Genomic DNA, 16,647 nt, shown 5'->3' on the forward strand with positions numbered 1-16,647 from the left:
GCCATGGCCTCTGCCGAATACTCCCCCGCCGTTCTGCGCACCCGCCCCGTGGCCACCGGCCACTGGCGCGCCTTTCTGGCGGTGGCACGGCACCTGAACTTCCGCGCCGCAGCCGATGAGTTGGCGCTCACCCAGTCGGCCGTGAGCCGCCAGATCCAGGCGCTGGAGGAAGAGGTGGGTGTGGCGCTGTTCCTGCGCCACACGCGCGCGGTGGAGCTGACCAGCGCGGGCGCGCAGCTGCAGCGCGCGGTGGGCCCGGCGCTGGAGCGCATGGACGCCGCCGTGCGCCTGGTGCGCCAGACGGCCGGGCGCCGCAGCGTGGCCATCACCACCTGGGCGAGCTTTGCGTCGATGTGGCTGATTCCTCGCATGGAGGAGTTCCAGCGCGACAACCCGGGCATCGACATCCGCATCGATGCCACCGATGTGCCGGTGGACCTGGAAACCTCGGACGTGGACCTGGCCCTGCGCTATGCCATGCCCAGCCAGTCAATCACGCAAGGCGGCCAGCGCCTGTTTGGTGAGCAGCTGGCCGTGGTGGCCAGCCCCTGGCTGCTCAAAAGTGGCAAGCCGCTGCGCACGCCCGCCGACGTGTCCCAATTCACGCTGATCGAGGCGGGCGATGCGCACCGCAGCCAGCAGCTGGAGTGGCTGAGCTGGCGCCGCTGGTTTGACGCGCGCGACCTGGCCAAGCTGCAGCCCGAGCGCTGGCTGTATTTCAACTACGCGCACCAGATCGTGCAGGCCGCGCTCAGCGGCCAGGGCCTGGCGCTGGCACGCATGCCGTTGATTGCGGACGCGCTGGCCTCGGGCGACCTGGTGGAGGTGCTACCCGGCCACCGCATCGACTCCCCCCTGGCCTACTGGCTCATGGTGGGCCCGCGCAGCCTGCACCGGCCAGAGATCAAGGCGTTCTGCGCCTGGCTGCAAGTGCAGGCCGAGGCCACCCGCCAGGCGATTGGCGATGTACCCGACCCGGATCTGAACGACAACCTGGACGGTGCCTGAAAAGAAAAAAGCGCCGGCCTGCGCAGGCTCGGCGCTTTTGCTTCTATTTTTATAGCATTCACCGCTTATCCAGCGCACGGCGAAGGCCCATTTGGCTCAAAGAATCAGGCCAATGTGACCCGCGCGAACTTGCGCTTGCCCACCTGCACCACGTAGGTGCCTGCAGTCAGCTTCAGGCCCTTGTCGCTGACCACGCCGCCATCCACACGCACGCCGCCGCCGTCGATCAGGCGGTTAGCCTCGCTGCCCGAGGGCGCCAGGTTGGCCTGCTTGAGCAGCGCGCCAATGCCCAGCGGTGCGCCGGACAGGCTCAGTTCGGGGATCTCATCGGGCACGCCGCCCTTGCTGCGGTTGATGAAATCCTGCTCGGCCGCATCGGCCGCTGCCGCACTGTGGAAGCGCGTGGTGATCTCCTTGGCGAGCATCACCTTGGCGTCCTTGGGGTTGCGCCCGCCCGCCACCTCGGCCTTGAGCGCGGCAATCTCGGCCAGGCTCTTGAACGACAGCAGGGTGAACCAGTCCCACATCAGGGTGTCGCTGATGGACAGCACCTTGGCGAACATGGTGTTGGCGTCTTCGGCAATGCCGATATAGTTGTTCTTGGACTTGGACATCTTGTCCACGCCGTCCAGGCCCACGAGCAGCGGCATGGTGAGCACACACTGCGGTTCCTGGCCATATTCCTGCTGCAGATGGCGGCCCATGAGCAGGTTGAACTTCTGGTCCGTGCCGCCCAGCTCCAGGTCGCTCTTGAGCGCCACCGAGTCGTAGCCCTGCATCAGCGGGTACAAGAACTCGTGCACCGCAATGGACTGGCCGGTGGTGAAGCGCTTGTGGAAATCGTCGCGCTCCATCATCCGTGCAACGGTGTAGCGGGAGGCCAGCTGAATCATGCCGCTCGCGCCCAGGGGTTCGCTCCACTCGCTGTTGTAGCGGATCTCAGTGCGGGCCGGGTCCAGCACCATGCTGGCCTGCTTGTAATACGTCTCGGCGTTCACCTTGATCTGCTCGGGCGTGAGCGGCGGGCGGGTGCTGTTGCGGCCCGAGGGGTCACCGATCAGGCTGGTGAAGTCGCCGATCAAAAAGATGACCTGGTGGCCCAGATCTTGCAATTGCCGCATCTTGTTCAGCACCACGGTGTGGCCGATGTGGATGTCGGGCGCGGTGGGGTCCAGCCCCAGCTTGATGCGCAACGGCTGGCCTGTGGCCTCCGAGCGCGCCAGCTTCTTGACCCATTCGTCCTGCGGCAGCAGTTCCTGCACGCCGCGCAGCGAGATTTCGAGGGCCCGTCCTACACCATCGGAGACCGGGGTTGTTGTAACAGCAGATTGATTCATAAGGGTTTTTTGGGATGTCTAGACAGCATGCGCCGCTATACTTCAGCCCACATTGCAGAGGCGGATTCTAGTGGGCCCGCCGTTTCGACCTGTTTTTATCAACCTGTCGAATGGCTGCAGCCTGACAGTCTGTGGTCCTGGCCTCGCCCCGCATTCACACCGGGGGAACGCCTTGGCACCACAATCACCCTGGGGATAGACCTTTGATTCACGGCCTCACTACGGTCCGCACCGCCAGCACCGCCTTGCTTGACCGACTGTCCCGCACGATCCAACAACACCCCAAACGCATCACCGCCGCCGTTGCCGCCGTCCTGTTGACGGGTGGCGGCGGCGCCTTCGCCGTGGCGTCCTTCGCGCCCGATCCGGCCGAACTGCCGGTGCGCATGGTGAGCTACCCCGTCGAATCGCTGGCCGAGAACCTCGTGCTGGGCGAGCTGGAAGCCCCGGGCTTCTCGCTGTTCCGCTCTGAGCAGGTGCGCTCCAGCGACACCCCCGAATCCCTGCTGCAGCGCCTGGGCGTGGCCGACCCGGCCGCCGCCGCCTTCATGCGTGGCGACACCCCCGTACGCCAGAACGTGCTGGGCCGCACCGGCCGCATCGTGTCGGCAGAAACCACCGACGACCACCGCCTGGTGCGCCTGACGGTGCGCTGGGTGCCAGACGACAGCGGCAACTTCCGCCGCCTGATCGTCGAGCGCAAGGGCGACAACAAGTTTGCGACGCGCATCGAAACCGCCAAGATGACGACCAGCAGCCGCTTGTCCGGCGGCATCATCCAGAGCTCGCTGTTTGCTGCCACCGACGCGTCCAACATCCCCGACGCGGTGGCCGTGCAGGTGGCCGAGCTGTTCTCCGGCAACATCGATTTCCGCCGCTCGCTGCGCAAGGGCGACCGCTTCTCGGTGGTGTACGAAACCCTGGAAGCCGACGGCGAGCCCCTGTCCAGCGGCCGCGTGCTGAGCGCCGAGTTCGTCAACAACGGCAAGACCCACCAGGCTGTGTGGTTCCAGGAGTCCGGTGCCACCAAGGGCGCCTACTACACGCTGGACGGCGAAAGCATGCGCCGCGCCTACCTGGCCTCGCCGGTCGAGTTCTCGCGCGTGACCAGCGGCTTCAAGATGCGCCTGCACCCCATCCTGAAAACCTGGCGCGCCCACCTGGGCACCGATTTCGCAGCCCCCACAGGCACCGCCGTGCGCACCGTGGGCGATGGCGTGGTGGAGTTTGCGGGCGTGCAGAACGGCTATGGCAACGTGGTGTTCATCAAGCACCGCAACCAGCATGTCACGGTGTATGCCCACCTGAGCCGCATCGACGTGCGCCAGGGCCAGTCGGTCGAACAGGGCCAGACCCTGGGCGCCGTGGGCGCCACGGGCTGGGCCACCGGCCCGCACCTGCACTTCGAGTTCCGCGTCAATGGCCAGCACCAGGACCCCATGACCATCGTGGCCCAGAGCGAAGCCGCCGCGCCCGTCTCGGCCGCCGGGCGCCCCGCTTTTGACCGCCTGGCAGCCAACATGCGCGTTCAGCTCAATGCCGCTGCGCTCATCGAGCAAGCCAGCGCTGAATGAAGCCCCCCCTGAGTCGCTGCGCGCCTTCCCCCCGAAGGGGGACGCCGCCAGCGCGGCGGGGCGGCCCTTGCGCGGCGGCCGCTGGCCTTCGCCGCGCCAGTTGCAACGCGCATGGCGCTGCTGAGCGCGGGGCTTTGAGGCCCACACTTTCACATTGTGCACAGCTGCTGTGAGCGCATCCGAGCTGTACATCGGCCTGATGTCGGGCACCTCGCTCGACGGCATCGACGGCGTACTGGCCGACTTCTCCGGCCCGCGCACGCGGGTCACCCACCATGTCAGCGCCCCCTTTGCGCCCGCCTTGCGCGCAGAACTGCTGGCCCTCAACACCCCCGGTGACAACGAACTGCACCGCGCGGCCCTCGCAGGCAATGCGCTATCACGGGCCTATGCCGAGGTGGTGCACACCCTGCTGCAGCGCGGCGGCCTGCCAGCCAGCGCCATCCGCGCCATTGGCGCCCACGGGCAGACCGTGCGCCACCGCCCCCAGGAGTTCGACGGCACGGGCTACACCCTCCAACTGATCAGCCCCGCCCTGCTGGCCGAGCGGACAGGCATCACCGTGGTGGCCGACCTGCGCAGCCGCGACGTGGCAGCGGGCGGCCAAGGCGCGCCGCTCGTGCCAGCCTTCCACCAAGGCGTCTTCGGGCGGCCGGATGAGACGGTGCTGGTGCTGAACATCGGCGGCATCTCCAACCTCAGCGTGCTCGGCGCGGACGGCAGCGTGCTGGGGTTTGACTGTGGCCCCGGCAATGCGCTGATGGACCACTGGTGCCAGCTGCACACCGGACAAGCCTTCGACAGGGATGGCGCCTGGGCCGCCACCGGGCAGGTGCTGCCCGGCCTGCTGGCATCGCTGATGCAGGAGCCTTTTCTGCACAAGGCGCCCCCCAAGAGCACGGGGCGCGACCTGTTTAACGCCCCCTGGCTGGCCACCCACCTGGAGCGCTTCGGGCACGCCGAGCCTGTCGATGTGCAGGCCACATTGACAGAATTCACCGCTACCGCATGCTCAACATGCGTTGATAGCTACAAAATAGATAGCAAAATCCTGGCTGTATGTGGAGGGGGCGCCCTCAACACCCAGCTGATGCGCCGCTTGCAGGCCCTGTGCCCCTCGCGGCAGGTCGTGGCCACCGACGCCCTGGGGCTGCCCGCTCTGCAGGTCGAAGCCGCCGCCTTTGCCTGGCTGGCGCGCCAGGCCCTGCACCAAGCCCCTGGCAACCTGCCCAGCGTGACCGGCGCAGCGGGCGCCCGCGTGCTGGGCGCGGTGTACCCGGCCTGAGCGCAGCGGCGGATTCCCTCCACCCATGAAAAAACCGCCCGAAGGCGGTTTTTATGTTTGGTGCATCCGGGGCACCGGCCTCGCGGCCCGGTCCCACGACCGATCAGGCCGAGAAGCTGGAGCCACACCCGCAGGTAGTGGTGGCGTTCGGGTTCTTGATCACAAACTGGGCACCCTGCAGGTCTTCCTTGTAGTCGATCTCGGCACCCACCAGGTACTGGTAGCTCATCGCATCGATCAGCAGCGACACGCCATTCTTGGTCATGGTGGTGTCGTCTTCGTTGGTGATTTCATCGAAGGTGAAGCCGTACTGGAAGCCGGAGCAGCCGCCACCCTGCACAAACACGCGCAGCTTCAGGTCAGGATTGCCTTCTTCGGCAATCAGGTCCGCCACCTTGGCCGCAGCACTGTCGGTGAAGAGGATGGGGGCGGGCATTTCGGTCTGGATGTTGTCGGCAACGGCGCTCATGGGGTACTCCGGTTCGGTATTTGGGGTTAATACTACTGCAAACCGCTCGGGAATTCAGATCACGGATTGTTTGACGCCAACTTCAGTGGGGGCTTTTCCTCGACCAGCACGGCCATCGGGAACAACTGCCCGGCAATCACAGCGCCCTGGTGCATCTCCAGCGCCTTGTAGTGCACGTTGCCGGTGATCTGCGCCTTGGGCTGCAACTCCAGCAGCTCGCCCGCATGCACGGGGCCCAGCACCTGGCCGTTGATGATCACGTGGTCGGCATGCACAGCGCCTTCCACCCGGGCGGTTTCCGAAATCACCAGGATGCTGGGCTGCTCTGCCCCTGCACGGATGTCGCCCACCACTTCACCATCAATGCGCATGCCCTCAGCAAACAGCACATTGCCTTCGATTTTGGTGCCCTGCGCGACCAGACTCTTGATGGGGGGCTGCTTCTTACGCGAAAACATGGGCAGGACTCCTGAAAAGCGAGCAGGCCAGACAGCCCGCATGCGGATGAACTAGAAAAACGACGCTGCAGGCACCACCGCATGCACGCGGCACGGAGGCACTGGCGCGCCCGGGGCAAGGAGCGTGGCGGGCCACACGGGCCGCCGCAGGGCCGCCGACGGAAGTGGCCACTCCTTGCCTCTTACTCGATGGCCATGGTCTGCGTGGTGCGGACGGTGGTTCCGTCCAGCACGCGCGCGGTCACGGTTTTTACCACGGCATGGGGCGGCAGATCGAGGACACCCTCCATGCGGCGGTACTGCTTGACCTGCAGGGGCTGCCCCTGGGACGGCAGGGTTTCGGTCCAGGGCTTGCCGTCCTGGGTGCCCGCCAACACCAGCTCCAGGCGGCCATTGAACTCGGGCGCATTGCGCGCCGCCTGGATGACCAGCACCTGCCAGCGCAGCTGCATCCCGCCCAGCACTTCGGCCTGCAGGGCGCGGATCGCCAGGCCATCCGTTTTGGCCGCCGGTATCAATTTTTCAAAAAACCCCAGGTCTTCGCGCAGCGTCCGGTTGTCGGCCTCCAGCTGGCGCACCTGGGCCATCAGGCTCTCTTTGGCGGCGCGTTCGGTGGCCAGCAGGCTCTCGGCGGTCAGAGCCACCGTTTGCCGCTCCTGGCCCTCATCGCGCAGGCGCGTGATTTCGGCCTTCATCTGGTGCACCTCGTCACGCGAAACGGTGTCCAGCCCCGCGATGGATTTGCCAAACTCGAACGCCCACAGCGCCACCGCCGCACAAAAGCCCAGCACCACCGCCAGCGCCAGCCAGCGAAAGGGCCAGGGCAAGGCACTGCGGATGGCCACTCGGGGGGCACTGATGGTCAGCCGACGGCGCAGCAGGCGAAAGCGCATAGGGTCAACAGGCGTGTCTTGGACATACGCACCCAAAAAGAAAAGAGCGCACCATAAACGAAAAAACCGCCTGAAGGCGGTTTTTCTCTGTAAAGCACCCCAGGGACGCTTTGCAGCAGATGCCGCACAGGGCGGCATCCGGGCAGGGCCAAGGTTTAACGCTTGGAGAACTGCTTGGCGCGGCGTGCGGAGTGCAGACCGACCTTCTTACGTTCGACTTCACGCGCGTCGCGGGTCACGAAGCCGGCTTGGCTCAGTGCGGGCTTCAGCGTTGCGTCGTAGTCGATCAGGGCACGGGTGATACCGTGGCGGGCAGCGCCAGCCTGGCCGGATTCACCGCCACCGTGCACGTTGATCTGGATGTCGAAAGTTTCGACATGGTTGGTCAACGCCAGCGGTTGCTTGGCAATCATGATCGAGGTTTCGCGGCCGAAATACTGCTGAATGTCTTTGCCATTCACAGTGATCTTGCCGGAACCCTTCTTCAGAAACACACGGGCGACGCTGGACTTGCGACGGCCGGTGCCATTGTTCCATTCACCAATCATCTCAAGGCTCCTTAGATTTCCAGAGCCTTGGGCTGCTGGGCGGTGTGGGGATGCTCTGCACCACCGTACACCTTGAGTTTCTTGATCATTGCGTAACCAAGGGGGCCCTTGGGCAGCATGCCCTTGACAGCCTTTTCCAGCGCGCGGCCGGGGTGCTTGGCTTGCAGGTCGCGGAAGTTCGTGGCCGTGATACCGCCGGGGTAACCCGAGTGGCGGTAGTACACCTTGTCCAGGGACTTGGTGCCGGTGACCTTGAGCTTGGCTGCGTTGATGATGACGATGAAGTCACCGGTATCGACGTGAGGCGTGTAAATGGCCTTGTGTTTGCCGCGCAAACGGAGAGCAACTTCGCTGGCTACTCGTCCGAGGACCTTGTCGGTCGCGTCAATCACAAACCACTCGTGCACGACCTCAGCGGGCTTTGCGCTGAAAGTAGTAGTCATGAGTTTTCTCTTTGAAAGAGGGTTTGGCGGGTCCTTTTCCACGGTCGGTGCTCCTCTTTCGGAAGCCTCTTAGGTGGCGCTTGATCTTCGCCGCGGGACCACAAAAGCGCTGCGAAGCCTCCGATTATACGAATTAGTCCCTTGTGAGCGCAAGCGACAGGCCCGGAGCGGCCCGGACGTCCGCCAAAAAAACCGCCGAGCCCCGTCAATTAGGCGTCTGGCGGCGGCGCTGTTCCTCGGCTTCGTAGCGGCGGCGGTTTTCCACGCAGATGGGCTGCCCGGCCTGCGACGGTTTCTGGCATTCCTGGTGGATGCACATGGGGCGCGACAGGAAGTTGGCGTCGGCACAGGCCTCCTGGGGCGATGGAACGCGTGGTGGCGGTGGCCTGGGTTTGGGCTCGGCCACCACGGGCGGGAGTGGCGGCTCGGGCTCCTCGCGCACAACAATGGGCGTTGGCACGGGCTCCGGCGCAGTGCGCTTGGCCGTGCGGGGCGCCACCCGGGGCGCCGATGCCGCTGCGGAGGCCGGGGACGCAGCAGACGCCGCCGCAGCCGCACCTGCCGCCACCAAACCCGCCGGGCTGGAAGCCCCTTCCATTGCAGCGGCGGCGGTTTCTGTGAGAACAACCTCTGCCGAAGCAGGCACCGCAGGCGGTGCGGGCGACTCGGCCATCTCGGTAATGATGTCGTCTTGGGGCGCCTTGTTGCCCTGCATCCACCGCAGGCCGACGGCAGAGGCCACCACCACCAGCACAGCGACCACCAGGCCCGCAACCAGGGGCGAGCGCCGCTTGGCTCTGGCAGTTTTGCCCGCAGCACGCACCGTGTCCCGCTCCAGCGGCAGGGCACGCGGCTCGCCCCCATGTCGGCGGTGGTGGGCTGCGCCGTCATGGCGGGAATCATCGGCCGCCACGGTGTCGCCTGCGTCGATGAACACCGTGTCCCCCGGGTCGGCAAACACGGTGTCGGGGCCTCCCAGCATGACCGTGTCCGCGCCCGGGTCCGTCGCGGGTCGGCCCGCGCCGCTGTCCACGACCACGGGGGCCGCCGCTTCGGAGGCCTCTGCACGTTTCGCCTGGGCCTGCATCTCGGCCACGATGCGCGGTGCCGAGGTCACGTCCACCGTGGGCGTGAGCAAGCCAGGGCCGGGCTGGTCGGCAGGCTCAACCCAGATATCGCCCAGCTCGGCACGGAAATCAAAATGCTGGACATCGTCCGGCGGCGATGTCATCTCCATGGCCTGCAGGAAGGCGTCGATGTTCTGCGGCCGGTCCTCGGGCCGCAGTGCCAGCGACTGGGCAATCGCGGCCACAAAAGGCGCTGAATACTCAACGCCAAACTGCCGCTTGACGGTCTTGGCGATGCGGGGGAACGACACCATGCGGTCGCGGATGGAGCGCAGCGTGGCGGGCAACGGGGTGTCGTTGGCCAGGCAGCCGTGCATCACGGCCGCCAGCGAATAGAGGTCACTCCACGGGCCCTGGCGCAGTTCCTCGTCGCCGTCGGAATACTGCTCGATCGGTGCGTAGTTCACCTTGAGCACAGCCGTGTGCTTGCGGTCCTGGTCGTTGATCGCGTGCCGGGCTGCCCCCAGGTCCAGCAGCACCGGCGGGCCGTTGTCCTGCAGGAAGATGTTGTCGGGCGAGATATCGCGGTGCAGCGTGTTCCCGTCGTGCAGCACCCGCAGGGCGTCCAGGACCGACCACAGCAGCTTGCGCAGCCAGACCTCTGGCGGAGGCGTGCGCATCTGCGCGCGCGCCTGCTTGAAGGTCATGCCACTGTAGAGCGGCATCACCATATAGGCTGTGTTGTTGGCCTCCCAGAACCGGAACACCTTGACCAGCGACGGGTGGTCGAACTGGGCCAGCAGGCGGGCCTCGCCCACAAACGAGGCCAGGCCGGCATGAAAGGTCTGCTGGTCGGACGAGGACCGCACCCACAGCGACTGCCCTTCGGAGCGCCCGGCCAGGGCCGAGGGCATGTATTCCTTGATCGCCACCGCCCGGTGCAGGGAATGGTCAAACGCCTTGTAGACCATGCCAAACCCCCCCACCCCGAGGAGCGCCAGGATCTCGAATTCGGCCAGCCGGGTGCCAGGAGGCAGCGCATCGACATGGCTGACTCCAGTGGCGGGGACTTGGCGGAGGCTTTCGGTCATGGTCAAAGGACGTGGCGTGCTTGCGGTGTCGAAGGCGGTTCAGGAGCGCAGCGGAGCGCCAGCACCGCCGCAGGCGCGATCATGCGGCATGGCAGGGGGCGATTTCGAAACAAATGGCTAACAAATGCCGACCTGTCTGCCAAAAACATCACGCTCGTGGCCAACCGGCGGTTCGGATTGTGCCGTGGCCCGGAAAGATACACCCAAGCAGGCCCCATGGCACCCCGCCCTGGCGGGAGGCACCACAAAAAAGGCCCGCCGGGGGGCGCACTCGTTACCATTGGGCCATGTTCAGTTATCGCCACGCCTTCCACGCGGGCAACCATGCCGATGTGCTCAAGCACACGGTTTTGATTGCCGCCTTGCAACACCTCACCGAAAAAGACGCGGCACTGACCGTGCTGGACACCCATGCAGGCGCCGGCCTGTACCGGCTGGACGGGGACTATGCCAGCACCAGCGGCGAAGCCGCCGATGGCATCGCCCGCCTTTTTGCCCCCACCACACCCACCCTCGCCCCGGCCCTGCAGGCCTATGTGGACATGGTGAACGCCTTCAACCAGGGCAACACCCTGCGGGTCTACCCCGGCTCGCCCTTCATCACCCAGCGCCTGCTGCGCAGCCACGACAAGCTCAAGCTGTTCGAGCTGCACCCGACCGACCTGCGCTCCCTGGCAGGCAATGTCGCCCAGCTGGAGGCGGGCCGCCAGGTGGCCGTGCTGCATGAAGACGGGTTTGAAGGCATCAAGAAATATTTGCCCCCACCGGCCCGCCGCGCTCTTGTACTGTGCGATCCCAGCTATGAAATCAAGAGCGACTATGCCAAGGTGCTCGACATGGCGGCCGATTCGCTCAAGCGCTTTGCCACGGGCACCTATGCGTTCTGGCACCCGATCATCCCGCGCCCCGAGGCCCATGATCTGCCCCGCCGCCTCAAGACCCTGGCCACCAAGGCGGGCAAAAGCTGGCTGCACGCCACACTCACGGTGAAAAACAGCAAGCTCGTCGAAACGGCTGCGGGTGAAGTCAAGCGCCCCGGCCTGCCCGCCAGCGGCATGTTCCTGATCAACCCGCCCTACACGCTCAAAGCGGCCCTGAAGACCGCACTGCCCCAAATGGCCGAGCTGCTGGCGCAAGACAAACACGCCACGCACACGCTCGAATCCGGCGGCTGAAGCGCCCCGCCCTGCGGCGCTGGCGCTGCGCGCTGCGGCTACACAAGCCGTAGGCCGCGAAACCGCCGGCCTGAGTGCCCCGCCCTGTTCAAGGCGGCGCCGGGCAATCCTTCTCGTCGTCGTCCAGCGCAAACAGCTCCACCGGCTTGAGCCCCAGGCCGATCATGCCCAGGGCCTCGGCCGCGCCACGGCTGAGGTCGATCACCCGGTTGCGGACATGGGGGCCCCGGTCGTTGATGCGCACCACCACCGTGCGCCCCGTGGCCTGGCTGCGCACGCAGACCCGCGAGCCAAACGGCAGCGTGGGATGCGCCGCCGTGAGTGCACGCATGTCAAAACGCTCCCCGCTGGCCGTGCGCCGCCGGTGAAACTGCGCGCCGTACCACGAGGCCAGCCCGACCTCGTCGGCCGTGGCCAGCCCCACAGACGAAGCATCCACGCCCGGGGGCGGGAGCGGCGGTGGCGGCGGGGGGTCGATCAGCATCGCCTCGCCCGGCACCGTCAGGAGGTGGGGAGCCAGCGCGTCGGCCTCGGCCGACAGCCCCTGGGCCAGCGCGGGGGCCACCGCCAGGGCCCACAGCCACACCACACACGCTGCATGCCTGACAAGCCCCTGCAGGGCCCCACGGCAGGCGGGCAGCAGCAGGCCACCCCAACCCATCAGATCCCCAGGCGGCGACAGATCTCCAGCGTCGCGGTGCTTTGGTTCATGGTGTAGAAGTGCAGCGCTGGCACGCCCGCGCTGCGCAGCTGGTCACACAGATCGGTCACCACATCCAGACCAAAGGCCTTGATGCTCGCCGTGTCGTCGCCAAACGCCTGCAGGCGCAGGCGGATCCAGCGCGGGATCTCGGCGCCACAGGCGTCGGAAAAGCGCATGAGCTGCGTGGAGCTGCCAATCGGCATGATGCCCGGCACCACGGGCACATCCGCGCCCAAGCGCTGCGTGTCTTCGATGAAACGAAAGTACGCGTCGCTGTTGTAGAAATACTGGGTGATGGCCGAATCCGCCCCGGCCTGCACCTTGGCCACATAGGCCTTGAGGTCGGCCTCGGGCGAGCGCGCCTGGGGGTGCACCTCGGGGTAGGCCGCCACCTCGATGTGGAAGTCGCGCCCCGTCTCGGAACGGATGAAGGCCACCAGGTCGCTCGCGTACTGGAACTCGCCACCCGCGCCATAGCCGCTGGGCAGGTCGCCCCGCAGTGCCACCAGGCGCTTGACGCCCATGGCCTTGAGCGTGGCGAGCTGCTCGCGCACCGATTGGCGTGTGGCGCCGATGCAGGAGAAGTGCGACGCCGCCCCCACGCCTTCGGCCAGGATTTCGCGCACGGTGCCAAAGGTGCCTTCTTGCGTAGAGCCGCCCGCGCCGTAGGTCACCGAGCAGAAGTCCGGGTGCAGCGCATACAGCTGCTGGCGGGCCGCGCGCAGCTTGTCTGCGCCTTCAGGCGTCTTGGGCGGGAAGAACTCGAAACTCACAGGGAAACCGGTGCCCTGTGCATTGGCAGCATTCATGCAGCCCTCCTTGCATGGATAAAAAATTCACGGTTGCCGTCGCCACCCTGGATGGGGCTATCCAGCCATGCCAACACGCTCAGGCCCACTGCGGCGCAGCAGTCGCGGATGCGTTGCTCGACCACGGCATACAAGGCCTCGTCGCGCACGATACCGCCCTTGCCCACCTGGCCGGGCTGCAGCTCGAACTGCGGCTTGACCAGCATGACCAGATCGCCCTGCGGCGCCAGCAGCGGCACCAGCGCGGGCATCACCAGCGTGAGTGAGATGAACGACAGGTCGCCCGTCACCAGGCCGAACTCGGGCGTGATATCGACGTCTGCACGGTCGGCGCGGCGGCGGCGCTCCACCGGCAGCGTGCCCTGTGCGCGCGCCTTGGCCAGCTCGGCGCGTTCGGACTTGAAGGCTTCGATGTCCTTTTCCTTGGCATCGTCGCTGTCGTCGTAGTCCTCGTCCACCTGGCCGCCGTTGCGCATCCAGCTGTAGGGGGCTTCGGGCTGGGTCTCGTTGTCCTCTTCCAGCTCGATGACTTCCGAGAGCGCCAGATCGCAGGCCAGCTGCAGCGCCTCTGCGGTCAGCGAGCGGGCATTCACCCCCTCGACACACACCACCCGCAGGTCGCTGCGCAGCCGCTCATGCAACTGGTCATGACCCACGTCCACGCCAATCACCTGCGCGGCGCCGCGCTGCAGCAGGCAGTCGGTGAAGCCGCCGGTGCTCTGCCCCACATCCAGACAGCGCAACCCCTCCACCTTCAGACCCAGGGCATCGAGCGCACCTTCGAGCTTGAGCCCGCCGCGCGAGATGTACTTGGCCTCGGCGCCGTCGAGCAACTGCACCTCGGCAATGGCCGGGATGTCGTCGCCATTCTTGGCCACCTTCTGCCAGGGCGCGAGCGGCGACAGGCGCCATTCGACACCCGACGCAATCAGGCGCTGGGCCTGCGAGCGGGTGGCGGCATGCCCCCGCTCCACCAAAAACACATCTGCGCGCATGGCGCCCATCCTTTTTTGAGTAAAAACAGCCGCTACCGCGCGACCATCATGCCCCGATAGCTATCATTAATATAGCAAACAGGTTATCAGCACACGGCGTGCAAGCGCCGCTGCCCGGCCCCCGCGCGGCTTCACGCCACGGGGGAAGGGGGCGCAGCCCCCTCAGCAGATGCAATCAATAGCGGTACGTATCAGGCTTGTAAGGGCCTTGCTTGGGCACGCCGATGTAGGCGGCCTGGTCGTCGCTCAGCTCGGTCAGCATGGCGCCCACCTTCTTCAGGTGCAGGCGCGCCACCTTTTCATCGAGGTGCTTGGGCAGCACGTAGACCTTGCCGTTTTCGTAGTAGTCGCTGTGCGTGAACAGCTCGATCTGGGCAATGGTCTGGTTGGCGAACGAGTTGGACATCACGAAGCTGGGGTGGCCCGTGCCGCAGCCCAGGTTCACCAGGCGGCCCTTGGCCAGCAGGATGATGCGCTTGCCGTCGGGGAAGATCACATGGTCCACCTGGGGCTTGATCTCATCCCACTGGCAGTTTTCTTCGAGCTTGGCGACCTGGATCTCGTTGTCGAAGTGGCCGATGTTGCAGACGATGGCCTGGTCCTTCATCGCCGCCATGTGTTCGTAGGTGATCACGTCGCGGTTGCCCGTGGTGGTCACGAAAATGTCGGCCTTGTCTGCGGCCCATTCCATGGTCACGACCTTGAAGCCTTCCATTGCAGCCTGCAGGGCGTTGATGGGGTCGATCTCGGTCACCCACACCTGGGCGCTCAGGGCGCGCAGGGCCTGGGCGCTGCCCTTGCCCACGTCGCCGTAGCCCGCCACCACGGCCACCTTGCCGGCGATCATCACGTCGGTAGCACGCTTGATGCCGTCCACCAGCGACTCGCGGCAGCCGTACAGGTTGTCAAACTTGCTCTTGGTGACCGAGTCGTTCACGTTGATGGCGCGGAACATCAGCGTGCCCTTGGCCGACATTTCCTTCAGGCGGTGCACGCCGGTGGTGGTTTCTTCGGTCACGCCAATGATCTCGGCGCTCTTGCGGCTGTACCAGGTGCCGTCCTCGGCCAGCTTGGCCTTGATGGCGGCGAACAGGATGCGCTCTTCTTCGCTGCCGGGGTTGGCCAGAACGGACGCGTCCTTCTCGGCCTTCTTGCCCAGGTGCATCAGCAGCGTGGCGTCGCCGCCGTCGTCCAGGATCAGGTTGGGGCCTTCGCCTGCGGTGCCCTTGGGGCCAAAGTCAAAAATGCGGTGGGTGTAGTCCCAGTATTCGGCCAGGGTCTCGCCCTTCACGGCAAACACGGGCGTGCCGGTGGCAGCGATAGCGGCCGCGGCATGGTCCTGCGTGGAGAAGATGTTGCACGAGGCCCAGCGCACATCGGCGCCCAGGGCCTGCAGCGTCTCGATCAGCACGGCGGTCTGGATCGTCATGTGCAGGCTGCCGGTGATGCGGGCGCCCTTGAGCGACTGCTTGGCCGCGAATTCCTCGCGGATGGCCATCAGGCCGGGCATCTCCGTTTCGGCGATGCGGATCTCTTTGCGGCCCCAATCGGCCAGGCCGATGTCGGCAATGATGCAGTCGGTGTTGACCGGGGCGTTGACGCGTGCGTTCATGGTGGTGTGCTCCAAAGCATGTTTGAAAAACCACTGGTCGGGGGAGTGACAAGGCTCACCACACGAGAAGTGGATGAGCGTCGTTGCTGGGTGACTCCGAGCCTCACGCCCCGCCTGTGCTGGGGACGCTGCAACGCTCCTCGGATCGGCGGATTATAAAAGCAAGTGCCCGGAGGGGAAACATCCCCGGGCTGCGGGTGGGGCCGCCCCGCCCTGGCCCGCTCACCTCGGCGGCATGCCAACCGCCCATGTCACCTGTGCGGCTGCCGGGGTCGGCGGAGCCCCTGACACTGGTGCTCTTTCAAAAGACCCATCAAGGAGCACCACATGGACCCGAAGGACAAGGTCATCATCGTCACTGGCGGCGCCAGCGGCATCGGCCGCAGCATCGCGCGGCGTTCTGCGCAGGAGGGCGCACGCGCCGTGGTCGTGGCCGACCTGCACCTGGAACCCGCCCAGGCCGTGGCCGACGAGATCGGTGGCCTGGCCGTGCGCTGCGATGTGTCGAAGGAAGCCGACATCAAGGCCCTGGTGGCCACCACGCGCGAACGCTTTGGCCGCGTGGACGCCTACATCTCCAACGCAGGCATCCTGGGCCGCCCGGGCGGCATCGAACTCGAAGACCCGCTCTGGGACGCGATGTGGAACATCCACGGCATGGCCCATGTGTGGGCGGCGCGTGCCGTGGTGCCCGAGATGGTGGAACGCGGCGAAGGCTTCTTCCTGGTCACGGCCTCGGCCGCCGGGCTGCTGACCATCGTCGAATCCGCACCCTACGCCGTCACCAAACACGCGGCCGTGGCCTTTGCCGAGTGGCTGCGCATCGCCTACGGCCGCAAGGGCGTGGGCGTGGCCTGCCTGTGCCCGCAGTCGGTGCAAACCGCCATGGTCACGGGCGACGGCGGATCGGCCTCGCACGACGGCATCCTGCCGCCCGAACAGGTGGCGGGCGACGTGCTGGCCGCCATGTTGGACGGGCGCTTTCTGGTACTGCCCCACCCCGAGGTGGCGCAATACTTCCGCAACAAGGGGCAGGACTACGAGCGCTGGATCGGTGGCATGCAGAAGATGTACGCCCGCCACACACAGGTACCGGCGGGCTGAAGCGAAGCACCCCTGAGTCGCTGCGCGCCTTCCCCCTCTCTCGCCCCGCTGTGCGGTGCGGGAGGGGGACGCACCC

The 16,647-nt window shown here is 66.2% G+C and carries 16 protein-coding genes and 1 riboswitch; of the genes, 5 read left to right on the forward strand and 11 right to left on the reverse strand.

Going from position 1 to position 16,647, the window contains the following annotated elements; all coding sequences use genetic code 11:
- The first annotated feature begins 3 nt into the window (after positions 1–3).
- On the forward strand, positions 4–1,008 hold the full coding sequence (locus ACYZGB_RS12345) for a LysR substrate-binding domain-containing protein (RefSeq protein ID WP_462388602.1): 1,005 nt from the start codon (positions 4–6) through the stop codon (positions 1,006–1,008).
- A 104-nt stretch (positions 1,009–1,112) separates the two neighbouring features.
- Here ACYZGB_RS12345 and tyrS read toward each other — a convergent pair whose 3' ends face one another.
- Positions 1,113–2,345 carry a tyrosine--tRNA ligase gene (tyrS, locus tag ACYZGB_RS12350; RefSeq protein ID WP_462388603.1) on the reverse strand — a complete coding sequence of 411 codons (1,233 nt, stop codon included), beginning with the start codon at positions 2,343–2,345 and terminating at the stop codon, positions 1,113–1,115.
- 203 nt (positions 2,346–2,548) lie between these two features.
- Between tyrS and ACYZGB_RS12355 the strand changes: the two genes are divergently transcribed.
- The gene (locus ACYZGB_RS12355) at positions 2,549–3,919 is read left to right on the forward strand and encodes a peptidoglycan DD-metalloendopeptidase family protein (protein WP_462388605.1); all 1,371 of its coding nucleotides are present in this window, start codon (positions 2,549–2,551) and stop codon (positions 3,917–3,919) included.
- Positions 3,920–4,088: 169 nt separating this feature from the next.
- Entirely contained in the window at positions 4,089–5,204 is a 1,116-nt protein-coding gene (locus ACYZGB_RS12360) for an anhydro-N-acetylmuramic acid kinase (RefSeq protein ID WP_462388606.1), read from the forward strand.
- A gap of 103 nt (positions 5,205–5,307) precedes the next feature.
- Here ACYZGB_RS12360 and erpA read toward each other — a convergent pair whose 3' ends face one another.
- The 6 genes from erpA to ACYZGB_RS12390 all read right to left on the reverse strand — a co-directional run bounded on the left by erpA (position 5,308) and on the right by ACYZGB_RS12390 (position 10,173).
- Positions 5,308–5,673, reverse strand: a complete 366-nt coding sequence (erpA, locus tag ACYZGB_RS12365) for an iron-sulfur cluster insertion protein ErpA (RefSeq protein WP_056414289.1) — start codon at positions 5,671–5,673, stop codon at positions 5,308–5,310.
- Positions 5,674–5,732: 59 nt separating this feature from the next.
- Positions 5,733–6,131 carry a bactofilin family protein gene (locus ACYZGB_RS12370; protein ID WP_462388608.1) on the reverse strand — a complete coding sequence of 133 codons (399 nt, stop codon included), beginning with the start codon at positions 6,129–6,131 and terminating at the stop codon, positions 5,733–5,735.
- Positions 6,132–6,313: 182 nt separating this feature from the next.
- Positions 6,314–7,024: a DUF6776 family protein gene (locus ACYZGB_RS12375; RefSeq protein ID WP_462388610.1), complete on the reverse strand. Its 711-nt coding sequence runs from the start codon at positions 7,022–7,024 to the stop codon at positions 6,314–6,316.
- A 155-nt stretch (positions 7,025–7,179) separates the two neighbouring features.
- Complete coding sequence (rpsI, locus tag ACYZGB_RS12380) at positions 7,180–7,572, reverse strand: 30S ribosomal protein S9 (protein ID WP_011804080.1); 393 nt, start codon at positions 7,570–7,572, stop codon at positions 7,180–7,182.
- An 11-nt stretch (positions 7,573–7,583) separates the two neighbouring features.
- The gene (rplM, locus tag ACYZGB_RS12385; protein ID WP_026437700.1) at positions 7,584–8,015 is read right to left on the reverse strand and encodes a 50S ribosomal protein L13; all 432 of its coding nucleotides are present in this window, start codon (positions 8,013–8,015) and stop codon (positions 7,584–7,586) included.
- A 205-nt stretch (positions 8,016–8,220) separates the two neighbouring features.
- Positions 8,221–10,173 carry a serine/threonine protein kinase gene (locus tag ACYZGB_RS12390; RefSeq protein WP_462388612.1) on the reverse strand — a complete coding sequence of 651 codons (1,953 nt, stop codon included), beginning with the start codon at positions 10,171–10,173 and terminating at the stop codon, positions 8,221–8,223.
- A 287-nt stretch (positions 10,174–10,460) separates the two neighbouring features.
- On the opposite strand from ACYZGB_RS12390, the gene ACYZGB_RS12395 reads away from it, so the two are divergent.
- A complete protein-coding gene (locus ACYZGB_RS12395) occupies positions 10,461–11,348 on the forward strand; it encodes a 23S rRNA (adenine(2030)-N(6))-methyltransferase RlmJ (RefSeq protein ID WP_462388613.1) in 888 nt (295 codons plus the stop codon).
- Between the two features lie 88 nt (positions 11,349–11,436).
- On the opposite strand, the gene ACYZGB_RS12400 is transcribed toward ACYZGB_RS12395, so the two are convergent.
- The 4 genes from ACYZGB_RS12400 to ahcY form a co-directional block, all read right to left on the reverse strand.
- Complete coding sequence (locus ACYZGB_RS12400) at positions 11,437–12,009, reverse strand: septal ring lytic transglycosylase RlpA family protein (protein WP_462388615.1); 573 nt, start codon at positions 12,007–12,009, stop codon at positions 11,437–11,439.
- Positions 12,009–12,860, reverse strand: coding sequence for a methylenetetrahydrofolate reductase [NAD(P)H] (gene metF / locus ACYZGB_RS12405; protein ID WP_462388616.1), 852 nt, complete (start codon positions 12,858–12,860; stop codon positions 12,009–12,011). Before metF ends, ACYZGB_RS12400 begins: the two co-directional genes overlap by 1 nt.
- Positions 12,857–13,855: a TlyA family RNA methyltransferase gene (locus ACYZGB_RS12410; RefSeq protein WP_462388617.1), complete on the reverse strand. Its 999-nt coding sequence runs from the start codon at positions 13,853–13,855 to the stop codon at positions 12,857–12,859. The genes metF and ACYZGB_RS12410 overlap by 4 nt, the downstream gene beginning before the upstream one ends.
- A 175-nt stretch (positions 13,856–14,030) precedes the next feature.
- Positions 14,031–15,467, reverse strand: a complete 1,437-nt coding sequence (gene ahcY, locus ACYZGB_RS12415) for an adenosylhomocysteinase (protein WP_462388619.1) — start codon at positions 15,465–15,467, stop codon at positions 14,031–14,033.
- 68 nt (positions 15,468–15,535) lie between these two features.
- A riboswitch (S-adenosyl-L-homocysteine riboswitch) is annotated at positions 15,536–15,615 on the reverse strand.
- Positions 15,616–15,794: 179 nt separating this feature from the next.
- On the opposite strand from ahcY, the gene ACYZGB_RS12420 reads away from it, so the two are divergent.
- Complete coding sequence (locus ACYZGB_RS12420) at positions 15,795–16,571, forward strand: SDR family oxidoreductase (protein WP_462388621.1); 777 nt, start codon at positions 15,795–15,797, stop codon at positions 16,569–16,571.
- The last annotated feature ends 76 nt before the right edge of the window (positions 16,572–16,647 follow it).

This window comes from Acidovorax sp. Q11 (genome assembly GCF_054950075.1).